Source organism: Sphaerisporangium dianthi (assembly GCF_042654065.1).
Classification (GTDB): domain Bacteria; phylum Actinomycetota; class Actinomycetes; order Streptosporangiales; family Streptosporangiaceae; genus Sphaerisporangium; species Sphaerisporangium dianthi.
On sequence record NZ_JBHSFP010000041.1, the window covers coordinates 1 to 19,726 of the forward strand.

15 protein-coding genes are annotated in these 19,726 nt (G+C 74.8%); 5 read left to right on the forward strand and 10 right to left on the reverse strand.

The features are described from left to right. Positions 1 to 132: 132 nt before the first annotated feature. Genes ACFO60_RS35955 through ACFO60_RS35975 form a run of 5 tightly spaced genes read right to left on the reverse strand, consistent with a single transcriptional unit; the run spans position 133 to position 6,832 of the window. Positions 133 to 1,614: a hypothetical protein gene (locus ACFO60_RS35955; RefSeq protein ID WP_380850187.1), complete on the reverse strand. Its 1,482-nt coding sequence runs from the start codon at positions 1,612 to 1,614 to the stop codon at positions 133 to 135. Further along, entirely contained in the window at positions 1,611 to 2,597 is a 987-nt protein-coding gene (locus ACFO60_RS35960) for an FHA domain-containing protein (protein ID WP_380850190.1), read from the reverse strand. Before ACFO60_RS35960 ends, ACFO60_RS35955 begins: the two co-directional genes overlap by 4 nt. 2 nt (positions 2,598 to 2,599) lie before the next feature. After that, positions 2,600 to 3,889, reverse strand: a complete 1,290-nt coding sequence (locus ACFO60_RS35965; protein WP_380850193.1) for a VWA domain-containing protein — start codon at positions 3,887 to 3,889, stop codon at positions 2,600 to 2,602. Beyond that, complete coding sequence (locus ACFO60_RS35970) at positions 3,882 to 4,832, reverse strand: protein phosphatase 2C domain-containing protein (RefSeq protein ID WP_380850196.1); 951 nt, start codon at positions 4,830 to 4,832, stop codon at positions 3,882 to 3,884. The genes ACFO60_RS35965 and ACFO60_RS35970 overlap by 8 nt, the downstream gene beginning before the upstream one ends. Next, positions 4,829 to 6,832 carry a serine/threonine-protein kinase gene (locus tag ACFO60_RS35975; RefSeq protein WP_380850199.1) on the reverse strand — a complete coding sequence of 668 codons (2,004 nt, stop codon included), beginning with the start codon at positions 6,830 to 6,832 and terminating at the stop codon, positions 4,829 to 4,831. The genes ACFO60_RS35970 and ACFO60_RS35975 overlap by 4 nt, the downstream gene beginning before the upstream one ends. On the opposite strand from ACFO60_RS35975, the gene ACFO60_RS35980 reads away from it, so the two are divergent. Then, positions 6,831 to 7,337, forward strand: a complete 507-nt coding sequence (locus ACFO60_RS35980; protein WP_380850202.1) for a hypothetical protein — start codon at positions 6,831 to 6,833, stop codon at positions 7,335 to 7,337. The two genes, ACFO60_RS35975 and ACFO60_RS35980, sit on opposite strands and share 2 nt — an antisense overlap. Here ACFO60_RS35980 and ACFO60_RS35985 read toward each other — a convergent pair. From ACFO60_RS35985 to ACFO60_RS35995, 3 genes are all read right to left on the reverse strand, one after another. Next, on the reverse strand, positions 7,312 to 8,502 hold the full coding sequence (locus tag ACFO60_RS35985) for a hypothetical protein (protein ID WP_380850204.1): 1,191 nt from the start codon (positions 8,500 to 8,502) through the stop codon (positions 7,312 to 7,314). The two genes, ACFO60_RS35980 and ACFO60_RS35985, sit on opposite strands and share 26 nt — an antisense overlap. A gap of 178 nt (positions 8,503 to 8,680) precedes the next feature. After that, a complete protein-coding gene (locus ACFO60_RS35990; protein WP_380850207.1) occupies positions 8,681 to 8,893 on the reverse strand; it encodes a hypothetical protein in 213 nt (70 codons plus the stop codon). 17 nt (positions 8,894 to 8,910) lie between these two features. Beyond that, positions 8,911 to 9,924, reverse strand: a complete 1,014-nt coding sequence (locus tag ACFO60_RS35995; protein ID WP_380850349.1) for a GTPase family protein — start codon at positions 9,922 to 9,924, stop codon at positions 8,911 to 8,913. A 138-nt stretch (positions 9,925 to 10,062) separates the two neighbouring features. Between ACFO60_RS35995 and ACFO60_RS36000 the strand changes: the two genes are divergently transcribed. The 3 genes from ACFO60_RS36000 to ACFO60_RS36010 all read left to right on the forward strand — a co-directional run bounded on the left by ACFO60_RS36000 (position 10,063) and on the right by ACFO60_RS36010 (position 14,812). Then, positions 10,063 to 13,587 carry an AAA family ATPase gene (locus ACFO60_RS36000; RefSeq protein WP_380850210.1) on the forward strand — a complete coding sequence of 1,175 codons (3,525 nt, stop codon included), beginning with the start codon at positions 10,063 to 10,065 and terminating at the stop codon, positions 13,585 to 13,587. An 87-nt stretch (positions 13,588 to 13,674) separates the two neighbouring features. Further along, a complete protein-coding gene (locus ACFO60_RS36005) occupies positions 13,675 to 14,073 on the forward strand; it encodes a hypothetical protein (protein WP_380850213.1) in 399 nt (132 codons plus the stop codon). Between the two features lie 67 nt (positions 14,074 to 14,140). Then, positions 14,141 to 14,812: a nucleotidyl transferase AbiEii/AbiGii toxin family protein gene (locus tag ACFO60_RS36010; RefSeq protein WP_380850216.1), complete on the forward strand. Its 672-nt coding sequence runs from the start codon at positions 14,141 to 14,143 to the stop codon at positions 14,810 to 14,812. 74 nt (positions 14,813 to 14,886) lie between these two features. Here the strand turns inward: ACFO60_RS36010 and ACFO60_RS36015 are convergent, their stop codons facing one another. Next, the gene (locus tag ACFO60_RS36015; protein ID WP_380850219.1) at positions 14,887 to 15,576 is read right to left on the reverse strand and encodes a YoaK family protein; all 690 of its coding nucleotides are present in this window, start codon (positions 15,574 to 15,576) and stop codon (positions 14,887 to 14,889) included. A 177-nt stretch (positions 15,577 to 15,753) separates the two neighbouring features. Between ACFO60_RS36015 and ACFO60_RS36020 the strand changes: the two genes are divergently transcribed. Then, positions 15,754 to 16,992: a hypothetical protein gene (locus ACFO60_RS36020; protein ID WP_380850222.1), complete on the forward strand. Its 1,239-nt coding sequence runs from the start codon at positions 15,754 to 15,756 to the stop codon at positions 16,990 to 16,992. On the opposite strand, the gene ACFO60_RS36025 is transcribed toward ACFO60_RS36020, so the two are convergent. After that, positions 16,934 to 19,726, reverse strand: coding sequence for a helix-turn-helix transcriptional regulator (locus ACFO60_RS36025; protein WP_380850225.1), 2,793 nt, complete (start codon positions 19,724 to 19,726; stop codon positions 16,934 to 16,936). The two genes, ACFO60_RS36020 and ACFO60_RS36025, sit on opposite strands and share 59 nt — an antisense overlap.

Below are 19,726 nucleotides of genomic sequence, written 5' to 3' on the forward strand. Positions count from 1 at the left end.
GTCGCCGCGGCGGCGCGGCGCAGCCGGCCGTCGCCGCGCGCGAGCCGCGGGAAACCGTCCTGCTCGCGCGCGGGCCGGCGCGGACGGCCGTGCCCGCGCGTTGAAGTGAGCGTGACCATCAAGGGGTTCCCTTCAGCGGTACTCGGCGAGCCGGGGCCGGACACCGATGAGGACCAGCAGGATGACGGCCAGCGCGGCCGCCGGCGGCACCCAGTTCCACCCGCCGAGCGCGTCGTCGCCCTCGCGCACCGCGGACTCGAACGCCTGGTGGTGCAGCGAGGTGAGCTTGACCAGGGCCTCGTCGTAGGAGGCGAACGCGGGGCCCATGGCCTGGCCGACCGCCGCCCGCCGCGAGCCGCCCGTGGCGAGTTGCCGGATGCGCTGGTCGTTGCGCTGGAAGGCCTGGTAGCGCCGCAGGACCTCCTCGAACGCCTGCCCCTGCCCCGGCAGTGACAGCCGGGCGGCCTCTCCCCCGAAGAACCCGAGGAAGTCCTTCTTGCCACCGGAGACGCGGTCGTTCACCGCCGCGTAGTACTTGTCGAGGTTGCCGGCCGGGACGTAGAGGACGGCCTGCGACTTGTCCAGGTACACCTGCTCGTAGGTGTCGGCGCGCTGCGGGTCGAGCAGGTAGCGGCTCTCGTCGCCGTGCAGGGTGTTGCCGATGGCGCGAGCCCGCGAGAGCGCGAGGACGGAGTTGAAGCCGTCCTCCTTGGCGTCGCGCAGCACGCCGCCCTCGTGCTGGAGGACGGCGAACGCGGCCACGGTCAGCGCGCCGACGACGACGGTGGCCACCAGCGCGGGCACGTTGAACGTGCGGCGGAAGCCGCGGCTCAGGAAGACCTGCAGCACGATGAGGGCCAGCAGGGCGAGCCCTCCGGCGACGCCGACCCAGATGCGTCCCTGCTGGACGGCCGACAGCTCGCCGAGGTAGGCGTGCCGGACGATGGTGCCGCTGTCGAGGGTCAGGTTGTAGGCCTTGGGCAGCAGGTCGAGCCGCATGAGGTCGGTCGCCTGGCGGTAGACGTCCAGGACGGCCTGCGGCGGAGGCCCCGCGGCGTGGCCCGACTGCTCGTCCAGCAGCAGGGCGCGGGCGGCCAGCCGCTCGTAGCGGCCGAGCCCGTCCAGCAGCGTCTGCACCGTCATCTGCTCGGTGGCGTCGTCGCTGGCGAGGTCGGCGGCCTGGAGCACGGCGCGGTCGGCCTGCGAGCGGCGCTCGTCGTAGCGGTCGAGCATGGCCTGGCGGCCGGGCCCGAAACCGGACTCTGCGCCGGTGAGCAGAACGGCCGCGACCTGGGCGTCCATGTCGCTCAGCGCGAAGTACAGGTCGGCGGTGGCCACGACCTGCGGGCCGGCGGTGTGGCCGATGACGCGCAGGCCGTCCCTGGCGTGGCCGACGCCGATGCTGACGGTCGCGAAGAGCACCAGGACGGCGGCGACGGCCAGCCCGGTGAGCAGGCGGATCCACCCGGGGACGGTGCGCACGCGAAGGGCGCGGCGCAGCGGCGCCGACCCGACGGCCTGACCGGCGGCGGGCACGGTGGCCACGCCGCCGGCGGCGCCGGGCGGAGCGGCCAGGACGGGCGCCGGCGCGGAGGCCGGGGCGGGAAGTGTCATCTCGAGGCCCTCCGCACCGTGATGAGGGTCCACGCCCCGACGTGCACCCGGTCTCCGTCGGCGACCGGGACCGGGACGTTGACCTCCAGCAGCTCACCGTTGACCAGCGTGCCGTTGGCCGAGCCCGGGTCGACGAGCTGCCACGAGCCGTCGGGCTGGGCGAGCAGCACGGCGTGCAGGTGGGAGACGCCGGGGTCCTCCGGTGGCCCGGACAGGTCGATCTCGGGCACCAGGGAGCGGGACTGGCTGCGCCGGCCGATGCGCATCTCGGGCCCGGTGAGGGTCAGCCGCCGCTCGGGACAGTAGGGCGGGAAGGCGACCCGCGCGGCGTCCGGGCCGCCCTGGGAGATCATGCTCTCGTAGTGGGCGCGGTCGGCCTCGACCACGGCCTCCCAGACGGCGTGCGCGGGGCGCCGCGGCGCCGTGCCGCCGGTCGCCGCCGGCGCGGGCTGGGCGGGCTGCCAGGCCGGGGCGGGCTGCGCCGGGGGCTGCCCAGGCTGTGCCGGGCGCGGGCTCTGCCGGGACGGCGCGGGCTGGACGGGCTGGGACGGCTGCCAGGCGGGGGGCGGAGGCTGGACGGGCTGGGACGGCTGCCAGGCGGGGGGCGGAGGCTGGACGGGCTGGGACGGCTGCCAGGCGGGGGGCGGCTGGGAGCCGCGCACCGGTTGCGCCGGCTGCCACGGCTGGGCGGGCGCGCCGGTCGCGGGGGCGCCCTGAGGGGCGGGCTGCTGCGGGGCGGCCGGACGCGCCGCGCCGCCGCCGAGCACGAAGTCGTAGCCGCAGGTCTCGCAGAACCGGCCGGTGCGCTCGGCCCCGCAGTCGGGGCAGTCGCCGGTTCCCGCGCCGGCGGCCGCCGGCGCGGAGGAGCCCGGGCCCGCGGGCGCCTCGGGGGCGGCCGGCGCCGGGGTGCCGGACATCAGCGCACCGCAGGTGTCGCAGTACTCCTCGTCTGCGGAGTCGTGCCCCACAGGGCAGGTTGCCATCCTCAGTTCTCCGGGTCCTTGCGCATGCGGACGGTGCGGACGGAGCGGGTGTCGAGCGCGATCTCGTCCGCCTTGTCAACGACGCGCTTGAGACGGGCGGTTCCCGTCTCGGGGTCGACGTCGATGACCTTGTCGAGCAGTTTGGCGGTCTCGTCGTTGCCGGCTCGCTCGGCGATGCCGCGCGCCCTGCCGAGCCGGGCGGTCGCGGTGTCCACGTCGCCGTCGTTGCGGGCCTGCAGGCCCTCCTGGATCAGCGAGGCGAGCTCCTGCTGGCCGGTGTAGTGGGCCACCCTTGGGTTGATGCGCGTGGACTGGACGGGGTCGTCGCTCCACTGGGCGAGGATGTTGCCGCTGGCCAGCACCTGCCCGGTGTCGGGCACCACCAGTTTGACCAGGCCGGCGCGCATCTCCTGGCCGACGTTGCCCGACGGCACCCGCACGCTGACGTGGTACTCGCGGGTCTCCCCGCCCCACGAGCCGGTCGGATAGTCGCCGGTAAGCGCGTCGACGTCGGTGCGGCGGCCGGTAAGGTCCTCAAGCGCCGGGGACACCTGCTTGACGAAGTTGAGCGTGGCCGCCCGGGGCGTCCACACGCGCAGCGCGACGTCGGCCACGGTCTTGCCCATGGCGGCCTCGGTCATCGCCCGGAAGTCGGCCTCCAGTTCCTCGGGCCGTCGCACGTCCATCACGCTGCCGAGCAGGGTGGAGCCGATGCGGCGGACCTCGGCGACCACCCAGTCGGTGCCGACGCCTCTGCAGTCGCAGACGAACTTGCCGGCGCAGTAGGCCAGGTTGGCGTCGAACTCGGGGGCGGGCTCGTGCTCGTTCTTGCCGTCGGTCAGCAGGATGGCGTGCCGGATCGCGCCGGGGTGGCTCATCTGGTGGGCGCTGAACAGGTCGGCGGCGCGGCGCAACCAGCGTCCCATGGCCGTGCCGCCCTCGGCCCGCAGGTGGGAGACGGCGTCCTTGGCGGCCTGCCGGCTCTGCGGGTCGGCGGGGACGAGCCGCCCGTCGCCGGGGAAGACGACCTCGGCCTGGTGGTCGCCGGAGATCACCGCGAAGTACACCCCGTCGCGCAGCGTGTCGATGGCGGCCTGCGCGGCCTTGCGCGCGTCGGCGATCTTTCCGTAGGCCATCGACCCCGAGGTGTCGACGATGATCACTTCGGCCGCCTCCGCGACGGGCGCCCGTTCGACCGGGCCGCTCGCCTCGACCGTGATGATCCCGTGGACCTCCTGGCTCCCCGCGGGCAGGTACTTGTTCTGGTCCACGCGCATGGTGAAGTCAGTCACTTCTCTCCTTCGGGAAGGCCACCGTCGTCTCTGCCCGCTCCCCCTGTCCGAACGGGATCACCGCGACGGTGATGTTGTCGTGTCCCCCCGCTTCGATGGCCAGCCGCACGAGCCGCCGCGCCGCCGTCAGAGGGGCGCCGTCCAGCGCGGTGGCGGCCAGCTCCTCCGGTTCGGGGTAGTAGTTCCACAGGCCGTCACTGCACAGCAGCACCGCGCCGGGGCCGTCGGTGGTGAACGTCCTGACGTGCGGCACGACCTCGCCGGCGTCGGCGCCGAGCCAGGCGGTGAGCATGTGGGTGCCCGGGGTCGCGTCGTCGGTGGTCAGCAGCGACGACTGCTCGCCCAGCCAGTACGCCCGGCTGTCGCCCACCCAGCCGACCGTGACCCGCCGCCGTTCGACCACCGCGGACACCAGCGTGCAGGCGGGTGAGTCCTCCCCGGGCCGGGCGGAGGAGGCCACGGTGTCGGCGGCCAGCCGCACGGCCTCGCGGGTGGCGGTCTCGGGCCCTTCGCCCTCGGCGAGCCGCTTGGCGATGGTGACCGCCGCGATGTCGGCCGCCGCCTGGGAGGCCTCGTCGGGGCGGGGCGAGGTGGACACCCCGTCGCAGACGACGGCCACGACGGCGTCCTCGCCCGCGGTCAGCAGCGCCATGGCGTCCTCGTTGCGGCTGTGCCGCAGGCCGCGGTCGCTGACCCCCGCCATGGGGCCGAGCTCGATCTCGATGTGGTCGCGGCCGGTGGGCTGGAGCATGCCGCAGTTCTCGCAGTATCCGTCGGAGCCGATGGCGGCGGACCCGCACGCGGTGCACGCGGCCCGCGAGCGCCGCGCCGGGGCGGAGGCGGGGGCCGGCGCGGAGGCGGCGGACAGGTCGTGCCCGCACTGCTCGCAGAACGCCTCGCCGGCCAGGACGTGGGTGCCGCACACGGGGCAGGCGCCGGTCACCACAGCGTCCTCGGCCGCACGGCGTTGGCCCTGCCGATGAGGGCGTGGCGTTCCTCGGTGGACCCGGCCGATCGGGCGAGGGAGCGGTAGACCCGTTCCAGCTCGCCGCGCACGCCCTGCTCGTTGAGCGGGGTGCCGAGCAGCGTGCCGTTGCCGGCGGAAGCCGCCTGACCGGTGACGAACCGGGCGAGCGCGCTCTCGAGCACCTCGGAGGCGAGCCCGGCGCGGTCGCGCGCGTCCAGTTTCAGGCCGCGCAGCCGCTCGCCGGCGGCGACGAGCTCCGGTTCGGCCGGCGCCTGGCCGCGCACCACGACGGCGACGGCCGCCACCTGGGCGGCGGTGCGATGGATGGACGTCGGCGGCATCTGGTCCAGGACGCGGATCGCGCCCTGCGGATCGCCGGCGGCCAGCCTGATGCGGGCCAGCGCGAAGCAGGCGCTGACGTAGGAGCGGTCGGTCTGCCAGATGGCCGTGTAGTGCCGTTCGGCGTCCGCGAGCGCCCCGAGGGCCTCAAGGGCGAACGCGAAGGCCAGCCGGGGCGCCGCCTCCCCGGGGAACCAGGAGTAGATGCCGTCGAAGAACTGCGCGGCCGTGCCGGCGTCCCCGGCGGCCAGCGCGGCGACGCCGCGGTACCACCACAGGCGCCAGTCGCCGGGTAATTCCTTGGCCACCGCCGCGTACAGCTCGTCGGGCACGGCGCGGCCCTGCTCGCTCATCACCCTGATGAGCGCGAGCCTGGTCTCCGGGGTGGGCGGCGCGGCCTCCAGCAGGCCGATCAGCTCCTCGGGGTTGCCGGCGGTTAGGCCGGCGAGCAGGCCCGCGGCCGGGTCGAGCGGGTCGGCCAGCGGCACCGGGATCGCGGAGGCGGCGTCGGCGGGGTCGAGCGGGACGAGGACCCGCCCGGTGGTGGCCGGGGCCAGCTCGGTGCCGACGGCCGCCCGCTCGGGGCCGAACATGCCCGACTGCGCCGGGTGGGGCGTTCCCTCCTCGGCGGCCCTGACCTCGCGCAGGATGCCGACGAGCTGGTCGGACATCTCGGCGGCGCTCTCGAAGCGCCTGCCGGGATCGGGGTCGGCTGCGCGCCGCAGGAACCGCTGGAAGGACTCGTGGTGGGGGCCCATGTCGGGCAGCGGGGCGCTCTTGCCGCCGCTGGTCGGGCTGAAGGGGAAGGCGAGCACGGCGAGCGTGCGGCCCACGGTGTACAGGTCGGAGGCGATGGAGGGGCCGTGGGAGGCGATCTCGGGCGCCTGGTAGCCGATGGTGCCGTAGATGGCGCTGTCGGCGTCGTCGATGCGGCGCACCGCGCCCAGGTCGATGAGCTTGAGCTGCTCTTCCACCTGGATGACGTTGGCGGGCTTGAGGTCGCAGTAGAGCATCGCGCGGTCGTGCAGGTAGCCGAAGGCCCGCAGGATCTCCAGCCCGTAGGCGATGACCTGGGCCGCCGGCAGCGCCGCGCGGTTGTCGGACTCCCTGAGCCTCCTGCGCAGCATCTCTTGCAGGGGCTCGCCGCCGACGTACTCCATGACGATGTACCCGACCATCGTCCCGGTGCCCGGGTCGGGGTGGTTCACGAAGTTGAAGATCTTGACGATGTTGGGGTGGTCCATCGCCGTCAGGTAGCGCCGCTCGGCCTCGGCGGCGGCCAGCGCCTCCAGGTCGCCGGTGTCGAGCAGGCCCTTCATCACCACCCAGCGGCCGTCGAGGTTGCGGTCGGCCGCCAGGTAGATCCAGCCGAGGCCGCCGTGGGCCAGGCAGCCCTTGACCTCGTACTGGCCGGCGACCAGGTCGCCCTGGCGGAGCTTGGGGGTGAAGGAGAAGCGCTGGCCGCAGTGCGGGCAGAACCCTTCGGGGCGGCCGGGGCGGCCGTCCCGCTGCCGGCCCACCGGCTTGCCGCAGTCGGGGTTGCCGCAGAACCGGCGGTCCTCGGGCACGACCGGGTCGGCGAGCACGACCGCCGAGGGGTCGCGGTAGGGGACCGGGGGCACCTCGACCAGCCCCATGCCGAGCATCCCGCGGCGGGAGCGGCTGCTGGTGCGGCGCGAGCCGCTGGTGAAGCCGGTGACGCCGCCGGCCGCCGAGCCGGTGGACATGGTGGCGGCCTGCATGCCGGCGGAGGGCGCGGTCATCGGCCCGGGCGCGGCGCCGGAGGGCGGCGCGGGGGCGGACGACCAGGCGGTGCCCGGCCGGCCCGAGCCGCCCGAGGGCGGAACGGGGGGCGGCGCAGAGGGCCACGCGGTGCTGGGGTGGCCGGAGTGGCCGAACCCCGGTGGGGCCGGTGACGCGCCCGGTGGCGACCACTGGCCGCCGGGCGGGCTCTGCGGCGCACCGGGGCCGCCGTTCGGCCCTCCCCGCGCGGACCCTGGCCCGGCCGCCCCGGAGGCCGGCGAGGGGCGCGCCGCCTCGGGCACCGGCGCCATGCCGCAGGTGTCGCAGTACCCGTCCACCACCGTCCCGGAGCATCCGGGTTGCGTGCATCTGGTCATCCGGCCGCTCCGATTCCAGTGATGGCCCGTTGGTACTCGGCGACCGCCACGGTCGCCCGCCGCAGATCGCACGGCGCCGTCCACAGAAGATCGCGCGCCGCCCCGTACAGGCCGGCGAGGGCGACGTCCTCGGCGTACCCGAGGCGCACCGCCTTGGCCTGGTAGGCCGACAGCCGCCCGCGCAGCTCGTCGCGGCGGCCGATGAGGCCGGCCATCGACTCGGTGACGCGCGTGGCGTGCGCCAGCGCCTCCTCGACGCCGCGTTCGAGGGCCGTCAGGCGTTCCACCAGCTCAAGCCAGCGGCCGTCGGCGGTGTCCAGGGCGGCGAGCCGGTCGCGCAGCGTGGGCGCCTGGTCGGGCATCTCGGGCGGCGACGCTGACTGGATCTTGACCAGGACCAGGTCGCGGACGCGCCGCGCCTCCCGCTCGGCCTCGGCGACCGCCTCGACGCGCTCGCCGAGGCGGCCGGCGCGGCCCGCGTACTCCTCGCGGACGCGGATCGCCTGCGCCAGCTCGTTCCTGCGGGCCTGCGCGGCGCGGCCCAGCGCGTCCAGCTCGCCGAGCAGGCCGGTGGAGCCCAGCGGGTCGGTGGTGACCCGCTCGCGCAGGCGCGTGGCCTGGGCGTCGAGGCGGTCCAGCTCGGGGTCGGCGGCACTGAGGGAGTCCGCGAGCTCGCGGGCGGCCCGGCGGGAGGCGTCGGCCTCGTCGATGACGGGCAGCAGCGTGTTCCAGGCGGTGTCCACGGCGCCGATCAGCTCGGCGACCTCGCGGTAGGACCCGTCCATGCCGGCGAGGGCGAGGTCGAGGGTGATCCACTCGCCCTGGGCCCTGAGCAGGGAGCGCTTCTCGATAGGCACGTCCTCGGCCTTGAGCTCCACCGACGGGCCGGTGAGCAGGGCGGTCAGCAGGCCGAGGTCGGGCCTGCCCGCGGCCCTGACCTCCTGGGCGTGGTCGAGCACGCGACGGTAGGCGTCGAACAGCCACCACAGGTTGACCAGGGTGATCTGCGCCTGCTCCCACCGGCGCGCGGTCTCCCCCGTGAGGGTCAGGCCCTTGAGCAGCCGGTGGCTCGGGTGGTCGTCGAGGTCCAGCATGTCGCCGGCGACGCGGTCGCGTTCCTCCATGCGCCGGCGCAGGGCATGGTCGACGCCCTCCATGCTCATCGGCGGGCCGGCGGCCCCAGGCATGCCCAACGCTCCGCGCCTCCCCCCCGGTACTGCGACGTACTAGTCCGTCTCTATACACATTCTTTCCATAATTCGGAGGCATGCGTACGGTCGGAGCGGGACGTGCGGGCGGGTTTTCGATCACATACCGGTCACACGGGTGTCACGGCGCGGGCGCCGGGCGCGGACGGGGAGGCGGTCAGCGGCCGACGAGCCAGTTCCATATGCTTCTGACCACGTCGGATCCCACTTCGGCGGGCGCGCCGAGCTCGCGGGACACGGCGTCCTTGATCAGCCGCTCCATGGCCGCCTCGTCGCGGTACTGCACCGCGTAGTCCAGGCGTGTCGCGTATTCGGCGTCCTCGCGGCGCCGTGAGTCCACCGCCCGCAGGATGTCGTGATCGTCGATCATGGGTTCACCGGGCGCGGTCAGAGGGGGAAGCGCGCGAGGTCGAACGCCTTGACGCCGCGCACGCCGTCCCAGACGAGGAAGTTGCCGTACTCGCGCATCGCCTCCACCGGCACGCTGGCCAGTTCGGCGACGTCGCCGAGCAGCCGCTGGAAGCGGAAGACGGCCGCCGGGCCGAGCTTGTTCACCACGCTGACCATCAGCCGCACCAGGTTGTAGCGGAACAGCGCCGAGCAGGGCAGGACGCGGTGGTCGTCGCGCAGGCGGGAGAACACCGCGGCGTGCTCGGGGTGGGCGGCGCGGTAGGCGTCGCACACCTCGGCCGAGAAGTGGCCGCGATAGCGGACGGCGTGCCCGTCGAAGCCGAGCCTGTCGTCGCCGATCGCGAACTGCCCGGTGGTGTAGGTGGCGGCGCCGAGCAGGTCGCCCCACGGCTGGAGGAACGCCCGCTCGAAGTGGGCGGCCTTGCGCTCCAGCCGGGCGGCGAGTTCGGGGCTCGGCAGGAACGTGCCGTGCGGCCCGCGCATGTCGAAGATCCACGGCGGCGGGGTGAGGGTGTCGGCCTTGGTGAGGACGAAGGTCAGCTTGGCGAGCAGCAGCGCGCGGGCGTCGTGGCCCGCTCCGGTGAGGAGCGCGCGCAGGCAGCGGGCGTCGGCGGCGGTGGAGCGGCTGTCGGCGTGGAAGGCCCAGATGACGACGTCGGAGTCGGCCAGCCGTTCCCGGTACATGGCGAGATAAGCGGCGTCCGCGCTTAGCGATTCCCCCATTCCCGGCATATCCCAAAAAGTCAACATATGACCTGAATTCCCGGGAACGGAGATGGCCCGCGGTTCACACGTCCCCGGTTTCACGTCCCCCACCGGCAGCCGGGTGCCGAACAGCGCGTTGAGCAGCGACGATTTCCCCACTCCCGTCTGCCCCATAATGGCCACGCTCAATGGTCTGCCCGATTCGGCGTCATGCTCCCGGCGCACGCCCTGTCTGACCTTTTCCAGGCGGTGCTCACCGAGCGCGCCGACGGAAACACGCTCCATCCTTGCCACGGGCTCACCTCAGGTCATAGCGTTGAAAGGAGTTACGAACCGTTTCCCGCCCGTCCCATCGTGTCCCCCGGTCCTTGCGATGACCTTGCGGAAAGGCCGCCGATTGACGATCGCGATCCGACCCCGGCGGTGAACGTGACGACATTCGACATCCGCCTGCTCGGCGACGTCTCGATCCTGGTCGACGGGAAGCCGAGAAAGCTCCTGCCCCAGACGGCCAAGGCGCTCGCCATGCTCGTCTCGGCCAGGAACCCCGTGCCGCAGGGCAACCTGGCGGCCGCCCTCGGGCAGAGCCCCGACTGGCCGGTGACCGACGTGGCGCCCCCGCTGTCCCGGCTGCGCCAGGCGCTGGCAGGCAGCGCGCTGGACATCCCTCCCGCCAAGTGGTCGCACGCCTACGAGCTGGTCGAGCGCGAGCCCGGCTACCTCGCGGCGACGCTGGACGCCTCCCGCTTCGAGGCCCGGCTGCGCCAGGGACGCGAGCTGTACGACGGCGGCGACCTGGCCGCGGCGCTGCCGGCGCTGCGCTCGGCCGCCGCCGAGTGGCGGGGCGCCCCGTTCGCCTCCCTGTCCTCGGGCTGGACGCTGCCCTGGGTGTGCGAGAGCTACCGCGCCAAGCTGGAGGAGCAGCGCAACGAGCTGGTGCGGCTGGTCGCGCGCATCGCGCTGCGCCTCGGCCGCTACCGGGACGCCGCCTTCCTGGCCGAAGGGCCCGTCGGCGAGGGCGGCGGCGACACCACGGCCGTGTGGCTGCTGCGCTTCCTCACCTCCCTGCGCGAGGACGGCGCCGCGACCGCCCGGCAGGACGTCGAACGGCGCCGCCGCCTCGCGCGCGGCGACGAGGCGGCGCGCCGCGCAGAAGACCTGCTGGCCCTGCACGAGCACGGCTTCGACGTGTGCACCCCGCTCGGCGGCGGCGAGGGGGCCGGCGTGACCGGCGGCCCGGCCGTCCTGGTCGGCCGCCGCCGCGAGGTGCAGGAGCTCTCGCGCCTGGTCGAGCGGCTGCGCGCGGGCGAGGGCGCGGCGCTGGCCCTGTGCGGCCCCGGCGGCGTCGGCAAGACGCGGCTGCTGCGAGAGTCCGCCCGCCTGGCCGGCCGCGCCCAGGTGGAGACCGTGAGCGTGATGTGCCAGGAGCTCGACGGGCTGCAGCCGTGGCGCGAGCTGGCCGGCCGGCTCTGGGCCCACCTGCGGCGCGACCCGTCCAGCCCGCCCGAGCCGATCAGCGCGCAAGAACGCGACACCCTCGGCAAGCTCATGTCGGCCGGGGCGCGCGGATCCCCCGCCCGGCCCGGCCACGAACGCGACCCGCGCGAACTGACCTTCCTGCTCACCGCCCTGCTGCGCCGGGCCGCCGGACGCGGCCTGCTCGTGGCCTTCGACAACGCCCACCTGCTCAGCCCGTACGCCGAGGAGCTGCTCCAGCACGTCAGGCGGGGGCTCGGCGCCGTCCCCGTCGGGTTCCTGCTCGCCACCCGGGCCGAGGCCTCGCACTGGAAGGAGGCCATGGACGCCCTCATCGTGGCCCCGCTGACCAAGCGCGAGGTGGCGCAGTGGCTCAGCCGGGTGTGGACGCGCGAGCCGACGCCGGGCGAGGTCGAGCAGGCCGCGCGGGCGACCTCCGGCATGCCGCTGGAGCTGTGCTCCCTCGGCGAGGCCGGCGATCTGCGTCCCGCCCCCGCCGAGCCCCGCTCCCACGCCGGCCCGGCGTTCCACTGGCTGGCGGCTGCCGCGATCACGGCCCTTGGCCTGGACGTCGACACCGCGCTGGTGGCGCGCATGCTCGACCTGGAGCCCGCCGAGGCCGACCGCGCCCAGGCCCTCGCCGCCGCCGGCGGCGCGGTGGAGTGCCGCGACCGGGTGCGCTTCCCCCACGACCGCTCCCGCGAGGCCGTCCTCGGCGAGCTCGACCGCGACCCCGCGCTGGCACGGCGTCTGCACCACCGCGCCTTCGAGGCGCTGACCGATCGCGCGGACACCGGCGGCTGGGCCGATCCGGCGCTTCCCGTGCGCGTCGCCCAGCACGCGCGGGCCGCGGGAGCCGGCCTCCCGCAAGAGCGCGTCGCCGCCGCCTGCCTGGACGCCGCGCGGGCCGAGCAGCGCGGGTTCGGCATAGACAGCGCCGTCGAGTGGGCGCAGTACGGCCTGCGGCTGCGGTGCGACGCCGCCACCCGCGTCGGCCTGCTCATCACGCTCGGCGACGCCCTCAGCGACGGCGGCGACATGGAGGACGCCGGCCGCCGCTACCTGGCGGCGCACCAGGCCGCCGAAGGGCTGCCCACGCTCGCCGCCGCGGCGGCCGTCCGGCTGGCCCGCAGGTGGTCGGCCCCCGGCCAGGTCGACCGGCAGCTCATCCACCTGCTCGGCGACAGCATCGCGGCGCTCGAGCACGACCAGGGCGAGGAGGCCGCGCCGCTGCGCCTGCAGCTCAAGGCCCACCTGGCCAAGAAGCAGACCATGGCGGTCGCCCAGAGCGCCGCCGACCCCCTGCCAGACGGCCCGCCGCCGGGCGTCGAGCTCGCCCGCGCGACCCTGCGAGAGCTGCCCGCGGGCGTCGACCGCCTGGTGCGCTGCGAGGTGCTCAACGAGTGCCGCTGGGCGCTGTACGACCACGCCCACCCCGGCGAGCTGATCGGCATCGCCGCCCAGCTGCGCGAGTCCGGCGTCCAGGCGGGGTCGGCGTACTTCCAGAGCGAGGGCCTGGTCGCGCTGGCCGTCGACCAGCTCAGGCTCGGGCGGCTCGGCGACGCCCTCGGCACGGTGGACGACCATCGCATGCACGTGGCGCGCAACCCCCGCGCGCTCGGCCCGTGGCTGCAGAGCACCCTCGACACGGTCATGGACCTGTGGAACGGCGACTTCCAGCGCGCCGAGGAGCGTCTGATGGGCGAGTCGCTGCGCATGGTCGAAGAGCTGACCGCCGGCCACGCGGCCCCGGGCGAGACGCTGCGCCAGACGTGGATGGGCCAGTACTACTGGCTGCTGCACGAGAGGGGCAGGCTGGAGGAGCTCTTCGCCTCCGGGATGACCCGGCAGATCGAGCAGCACGGCTACTTCCCCGTCTGGCGGGCCGCGCACGTGCTCGCGCTGTGCGAGACCGGCCGGCACGACGAGGCCGCCGACCGGCTCGCCGCGTTCGTCCGCGACACCCGTGGCCTCGCCGCCCTGCCGCCGCACGGGTGGACGGTCGCGACCCTCGCCATGCTCGCCGAGTCGTGCGTCATGATCGCCGAAGAGGCCGCCGGCCAGCACCTGGGCCGCGAGGCCGCGCCGGGCGCCGGTCTGGACGACGCGCCGGGCCTGTGCGTGCCGCTGCTGCGAGAGCGGCTGGCCGCCTACGCCGATGAGATGGTGATGGCCGGCTGGCCCACGGTGCTCGTGGGGCCCGCGGCGCGCTTCCTCGGCCTGCTGGCTATGACGGCCGGGGACGCGCCGGAGGCGCTGCGCCGCTTCGACGAGGCGACCCGCATCGTCTCGGCGGCTCCGCCGCAGATGGCACGGCTCCAGCTCGACCGCGCGAGGGCGCTGCGCCTGCTGGACCCCTCCGACGCGACCGGCGAGGCCACCCGCCTGCTGCACCGCTCGCTGCGCCTGGCCGACCGCCTCGGCATGCCGAGGCTGTCCGCCAGGGCCCGCGCCCTGCTCGCCGCCCCTTGACCCGGGCGTGCCGGCTGACGGCGCACGCCGCCCCGCCGGCCGGGGCGGCGGACGTGTCCCGGCCGTCCGGTGGACCATAATGAGCTCATGGCCGTGGGGTTGCCGGGGCGGTACGACGACATCGCCGAGAGGGTGCCGCGGTCGCTGGGCGACCTGCGGGGGCCCTCGGCCGGCGAGGTGGAGTTGCCGCTGCATCTGTGCTGGTCGGGCATGCGCGTGTTCGACGTAGGTGATCCGGCGCTCCGCCTGGGCATGTACCAGATCGTGATCGCCGAGGGCCTGCTGGCCGACGTGGAGGACCATCTGGACGCGCGCCTGCTCGTCGAGGTCTGGCCGAGGCTCCGCCGTCTGATCAACTCCGCGGCGCGGGCCGAGTGGGAGTCGCGGTTCCCCTCACTGGCCGAGACCGCGAGGGCGCACGCCGCCGAGGTGGCGGCGGAGCTGCGCCGCGCCCGCGAGGCGGTCCGCGCCCGGGCGGTCTCGTGACGGCCGCCGCCGCCCGCCGGGGCGGGGTCCCGGCGGAGGGGCCGTCGCACGCTCAGGAGGCTCACTGATGGACATGCCGCCGTTCCACCGGCGCATCATGGACGCCGCGCTGGAGGTCTGCGACGCGCACGGACTGGTGCTCGCCGGCGGATACGCCATGCGCGCGCACGGGCTGGTGGAGCGGCCCAGCCAAGATCTGGACTTCGCCACCGTCGCCTTCACCCCGCTGGAGGACATCACCGCCGACCTGGCGCGGGCGCTCGAACGCGACGGGCTGGAGGTCGCCCACCAGCGCGACAGCCCCCGGCTGGCCCGGCTGACGGTGAGCGAACCGGTCACCGGGCAGTCCGCCGCCGTGGACCTGATGAAGGAGCCGCTGCAGCGCCCGGCGGTCGACATGGAGTTCTGCTCGGTGGCGAGCATGGACGACGTGGTGGGGATGAAGGTCGGCGCTCTGTGCGGCCGGGCCCTCCCCCGCGACTTCATCGACGTGCTGGCGGTCGCCGACCGGTACGGGCTGCCCGACTTGGAGCGGCTGGGCGCGCTGTTCGAGGACGGGTTCTCGCTGGAGAACCTCGCCTTCAAACTGGAGAGCGGCCTCACCCTCGACGACGCCCTGTTCGCGCAGTACGGCCTGGACGACGATGAGATCGCCCGCGTGAAGGCCTTCGTCCTGGCCTGGTACGAGGACCTGTCGCTGCGCATCGCCGAGGAGACCGCGCTCGACCCCGACCTGTGACCCGCCCACCGCCCGCGGCGCGGCGGCGGGCGGCACCGGCCCGCCGCCAGGGCCCGCGTGGCGCCGCGGGCCGGTCACCCGGCCGGGCCGTCGTGGCGGGAGGCGGGGTGGGCGGCGTAGCCCACGACCGTGAGCGCGACGCAGACGGCGACGAACAGCAGGACCCAGCCGGCCCCGGCGTGCTGGAGGGCCACCGCGCCGAGACACGCGCCGGCGAAGATCGCCAGCACCGAGAGGACCCGGCGCAGAGCACGCGGGTTGGCGCCTCCGGCCAGGCTGGACTCGGCGGCCAGGCCGGTGAGCGTGCGGGTGAGCACGGTGGTCGTCATGTCCGGGACGGCGAGCGCCCGCACGACGGCGTTCTGCAGCCCCATGCCCACGGCGACCATGGCGATCACCACCTGGCGGTGCCCCTCGGCGGACAGGCCGATCAGGGCGGAGGCGCCCGCGCCGAGGCCGATCGCCACCGCCTCGGCCACCAGGGTGAGCACGACGCGCGCGCGGCGGGAGCGGGCGTGGACGTCGATGCGGCCGCCGGCGACCGCTCCGGCGAGGAAGGCGAGCAGGGAGGTGAGCGACCTGGACGCCGAGAAGCCGGGGTCGCCCGCGGTGGCGAACCCGAGGACCACGATGTTCCCGGTCATGTTCGCGGTGAAGACGTGCCCGAGCGCCAGGTAGCTGACCGCGTCGATGCAGCCGCTCAGCAGCGTGAGCACCGCGAGCGCCACGGGCAGCGGGTCGCGCCCTCGAGAAGGACGGCTCATGATCGGCCCCTGTCGTCGAGCGCACCTCTTGATCGCGACGTTAACGCAGGCCGGAGCCCGATCACGCTTCCGGCGCGCGCGCATCCTCAGGTTGGGGGATGAGGACGGGGCGGGGACGGCGAAGGATGGAAGGCGGGCATGTCCGTGCCCGTTCGCACGCATGTCGGAAGGAGCGCGATGATCGGCATCGACATCCCTCTGTGGTCCGCGCGGCTGCGGGCCTGGCGGCGCGGCCGGCTGTGGAACCGGGAGGACCTCGCCGGGCGGATGGCCGGCGCCGCCGACGAGGAGACGCGTGACCGCCTGCCGTCCGGGGAGGCGCTGACCGACATGATCCGCGCGTGGGAGGCCGGCGAGCGGCGGCCCGGCGCGCGGCATTCGGAGCTGCTGTGCCGGCTGTTCTCCGCGCGGGAGGCCGAGCTGTTCGGCCAGGAGAGCGGGGAGCCGGCCGGGACGGCGTTGTGGCACCACCTCACCGGGATCCCGCTGCTGCCCGGCCGGTTCACCGCCGAGGAGGAGGAGCGGACCGGCCGGGCGATAGAGGACCCGCGCCGGGCCGACGAGCGGACCGTGGCCTACCTGTCGGCCGTGATCGAGGCCTGTGACCGCCCCGACCGGCGGCCCGCCGAGCCGGCGGGCGCCCTGTCGGCGGTGTTCGGCGTGCTGCAGGGATTCCGCGGCGAGGCGGGGCGTGGCGTGCGCGACGCTCTGATCGCCCTGTCGTCGCAGGACGCGGAGGCGGTCAGCCGCATGTGGTACGAGGCGGGCGACCTGCGGCGGGCGCTGCTGTGGTCGGATCGGGCGCGCCGCTCGGCCGCACAGGCGCAGGACGAGCGCCTGATGGCCTACGCGCTCGCCGGGCGGGCGGCGCTCACCGGGCCGGGCAGCGATCCTGGCGAGGTGGTGGAGATCGCCGTGGCGGCCCGCGAGCGCCCGGCCCGCGAGCACGCCGTCCCCTCGCCGCGGCTGGACGCGGTCGCCCGCCTGCGGGAGGCGCTGGGCCACGCGATGGCCGGCGAGGAGGATCTGTGCCACCGCCGCCTGGAGGAGTCCGCCGAGCCTCCGGGGGAGGAACCGGAGGAGCGGCCGCGGTTCGGCCCGGACTACTCGCCGTCCCTGCACGACCTGCTGGCCGCCGACTGCCTGCTGGATCTCGGCCATACCGGCGACGCGATCGAGATCCTGGAGCGGGAGCTGCCCTCCGCGGAGCTCAGCCGCGAGACGGCCTACGACCTGGCCCGCCTGGCCCACGCCTACGCCGACGCCCACGAGAGCGAGCGCTGCGCGCAGGCTGCGCGCAGCGCCTTCGACCTCGCCAGGCGGACCGGCGCGGCTCGCGCCATGCGGGAGCTGGTCGTCACGCGGGCAGCGAGGTCCCGAGCTCCAGCGTCGACGGCAGCTCCGCGCGGCTGGTGATGTCCAGTTTGCGGTAGGTGCGCGTCAGGTGCTGCTCGACCGTGCTCACGGTGACGTAGAGCTTGTCGGCGATCTCCCGGTTGGTGTAGCCGGCCGCGGCCAGCACCGCGACCCGCCGCTCGGCGTCGCTGAGCATGGCGGTCACGTCCGCCGTCTCGGCGGCCCCGCCCGGCGCGGGGACGGTGCTCGCGTCCCCGTCGCGGGTGAGCGAGCGGGTCAGCGGGTCGGCGTGGCACTCCTGGGCGACGGCGCGGGCCCGCCCGCCGATCATGCCGGCGCGGCGGTACTCGCCGAGCCCGTGGAAGGCGTCGGTGAGGTCGACCAGCACGCGGGCCAGCTCGTACCGGTCGCCGCCCGACTGCAGCAGGTCTCCGGCCTGGCGCAGCAGCATGGGACGGTGCCGGGGCTCGCTAGTGGCCGCGAGCAGGCGCATGGCGATGCCGTGCACCCGCGGGGCGGCGGTCCCGCACCTTCTGATCTGCTCCTCCACCAGCCGCCGCGCCTGGTCGGGCCGGCCGAGGCGCAGGCACGCCTCGGCGGCCTCCGCCCGCCACGGGATCAGCCACGGGACGTCCAGGTCCCACCGGCCCATCAGCTCGCCGCACCGCTGGAAGTCCCGCAGGGCGAGCTGGGGGTGGTCGGTGGCCAGGCTGTAGCGGCCGCGGGCGTGCAGGTAGTGCAGGCCCCAGCGGGTCTGGAACATGGCCTCGGGCACCGGCTGGTCGAGCAGGTCGTTGACGACGTCGTACTTGCCCATCGCCGTCGAGGCGATCATCAGGCTGGACAGCGGGCCGCCGACGGCGACACCCCAGCCGCTCATCGGGATGATGTCCAGGGCCAGCCGCCCGTGGAACTCGGCGCCGAGCATGTCGCCCTGGCGCAGGGCGATCTCGGCGCGGATCGCCGACAGCCGCGCCTGCCTGCTCGGGGCGTGCCGGGAGGACGCCTCGTCGATGAACAGGTCGCACCAGGGGGCCGCCTTGTCGGGACGGCCGCCGTAGGTGAGCGCGAGCAGGGCGCTCTCCACGGTGTCCATGGACATCTCGTCGAGGCGGGAGCCGCGCAGGATGCGCTCCACCACGGCGACGATCTCCTCGCGGGGCCCGCGGGTGAGCACGGCGGCCAGCGTGATCGACGACTCCAGCCGGCGGTAGGCGGCCACGGACAGGATGGCCGCGCGGGACTGCTCGCCGCTCACCTGCGGGAGGTGCGACAGGAACGGGGTGTAGGAGCAGCGCAGCCAGGGCCGGGTGACCACCAGTTCGGTGACGGTGTCGGCGTCGAGCTTCTCCCCCGACTCGCCCAGGTGCTTGAGCACCTCCTCGGCGTCGGCGAACCGGCCGTGCCACAGCAGGGCCTTGGCCAGCACGACGGCGTCGCTGCCGCGGAGGTTCCCCCGGTGCATCGCGTCGGTCAGCTCGGGGAAGTGCCCGGTCGGCGTGCTGGGGTTGATGCGCCACTCGGCGCGCATCAGGGCGGTGGTGATCCTGATGCGCTGCTGCTCGTCGACGCACATGCGGCACGCCAGGCGCAGGTAGGCGACGGCGGGCCCGACCCGGCCCTCGCGCAGGGCGTGGCGAGCGGCGTCCTCGAGGACGTCGACGGCCCACGTCTCCTCCACCCGGCCGGCGGAGATGATGTGGTCGGCGATCGCCGTGGTGGATCCGCCGCCGTCGTAGGCCAGCACCGCGGCGCGGCGGTGCAGATCGGCCCGCTCGCCGACGTCCAGCTCGGCCAGGACGGCGGCGCGCGCCGACTCGTGGCGGAAACGGCCCATGGAGAGCAGGCCGGCGGCCGACAGCGAGTGCAGTTCGCGGCTGACGTACTCCTGGCCGACGCCGAGCAGACGGTCGAGCGAGTCGGGGTGGCCGAGGACGGCGAGGCCGGAGGCGACCCGGAGCATCTTGGGGTCGGCGCGGTGCAGGCAGGAGACGATCGCCTGCCCGTATCCGTCGCCGGGCACCAGCTCGGCCGGGGGCTGCCCGGTGCTCCTGGCCGAGGTCTGGTAGTCCTCGACCAGGCCGGAGACCAGCAGCGGGTTGCCGCCGCTGAGGCCGTGCCACTCGACGGCGAACCGCTCGGCGGCGTCCTTGCCGGCCTGCTCGGCCACCACGCTCATGACGCCCGCCTGGGACAGCGGGGACAGCTGGATGCGGCGGCAGTGCGGCTGGCGGAGCAGCTCGGTCGGGAACGAGGTCTCGGCGTACCGGCCGTGGGTGGAGTGGCTGAACACCGCGACGATGGAGGCGAACCGCACCCGGCGCGACAGGTAGGCCAGGCAGAGCAGCGAGGCCCGGTCGGCGTGGTGCACGTCGTCCACGACGATCATCAGAGGGTAGCGTTCGGACAGTTCGAGCAGAACGGTGCACAGCGAGTGGACGATCTGGGCGTCCACCTGGTTGAGAGGTTCGCCTCCGGAGGCCGTCGGCATGACCGTGCGGGCGCCCTCCTCGAGGAGTGCCATCGCCCGGTCGCGCTCTTCCATGACCAGCGGGGCGTCGTGGATGAGCTGCCCGAGTACGCCGAGGGGGAGGTCCCTTTCGGCCAGGGAGCCCGTCGCGGTGATCGGCAGTGCGCCCAGCTCGGCGGCCTGCTCGGCGAAGGTGTGCAGCAGGTCGCTCTTGCCGGTCGCGACCGTGCCGCTGACCAGGGCGACCCGGCCCTTACCCATGATGGCGCTGGCGAGGAGTCCCTCTAAGGAGGTCAACGCCTCCTGTCGTTCGATCAGGCTCAT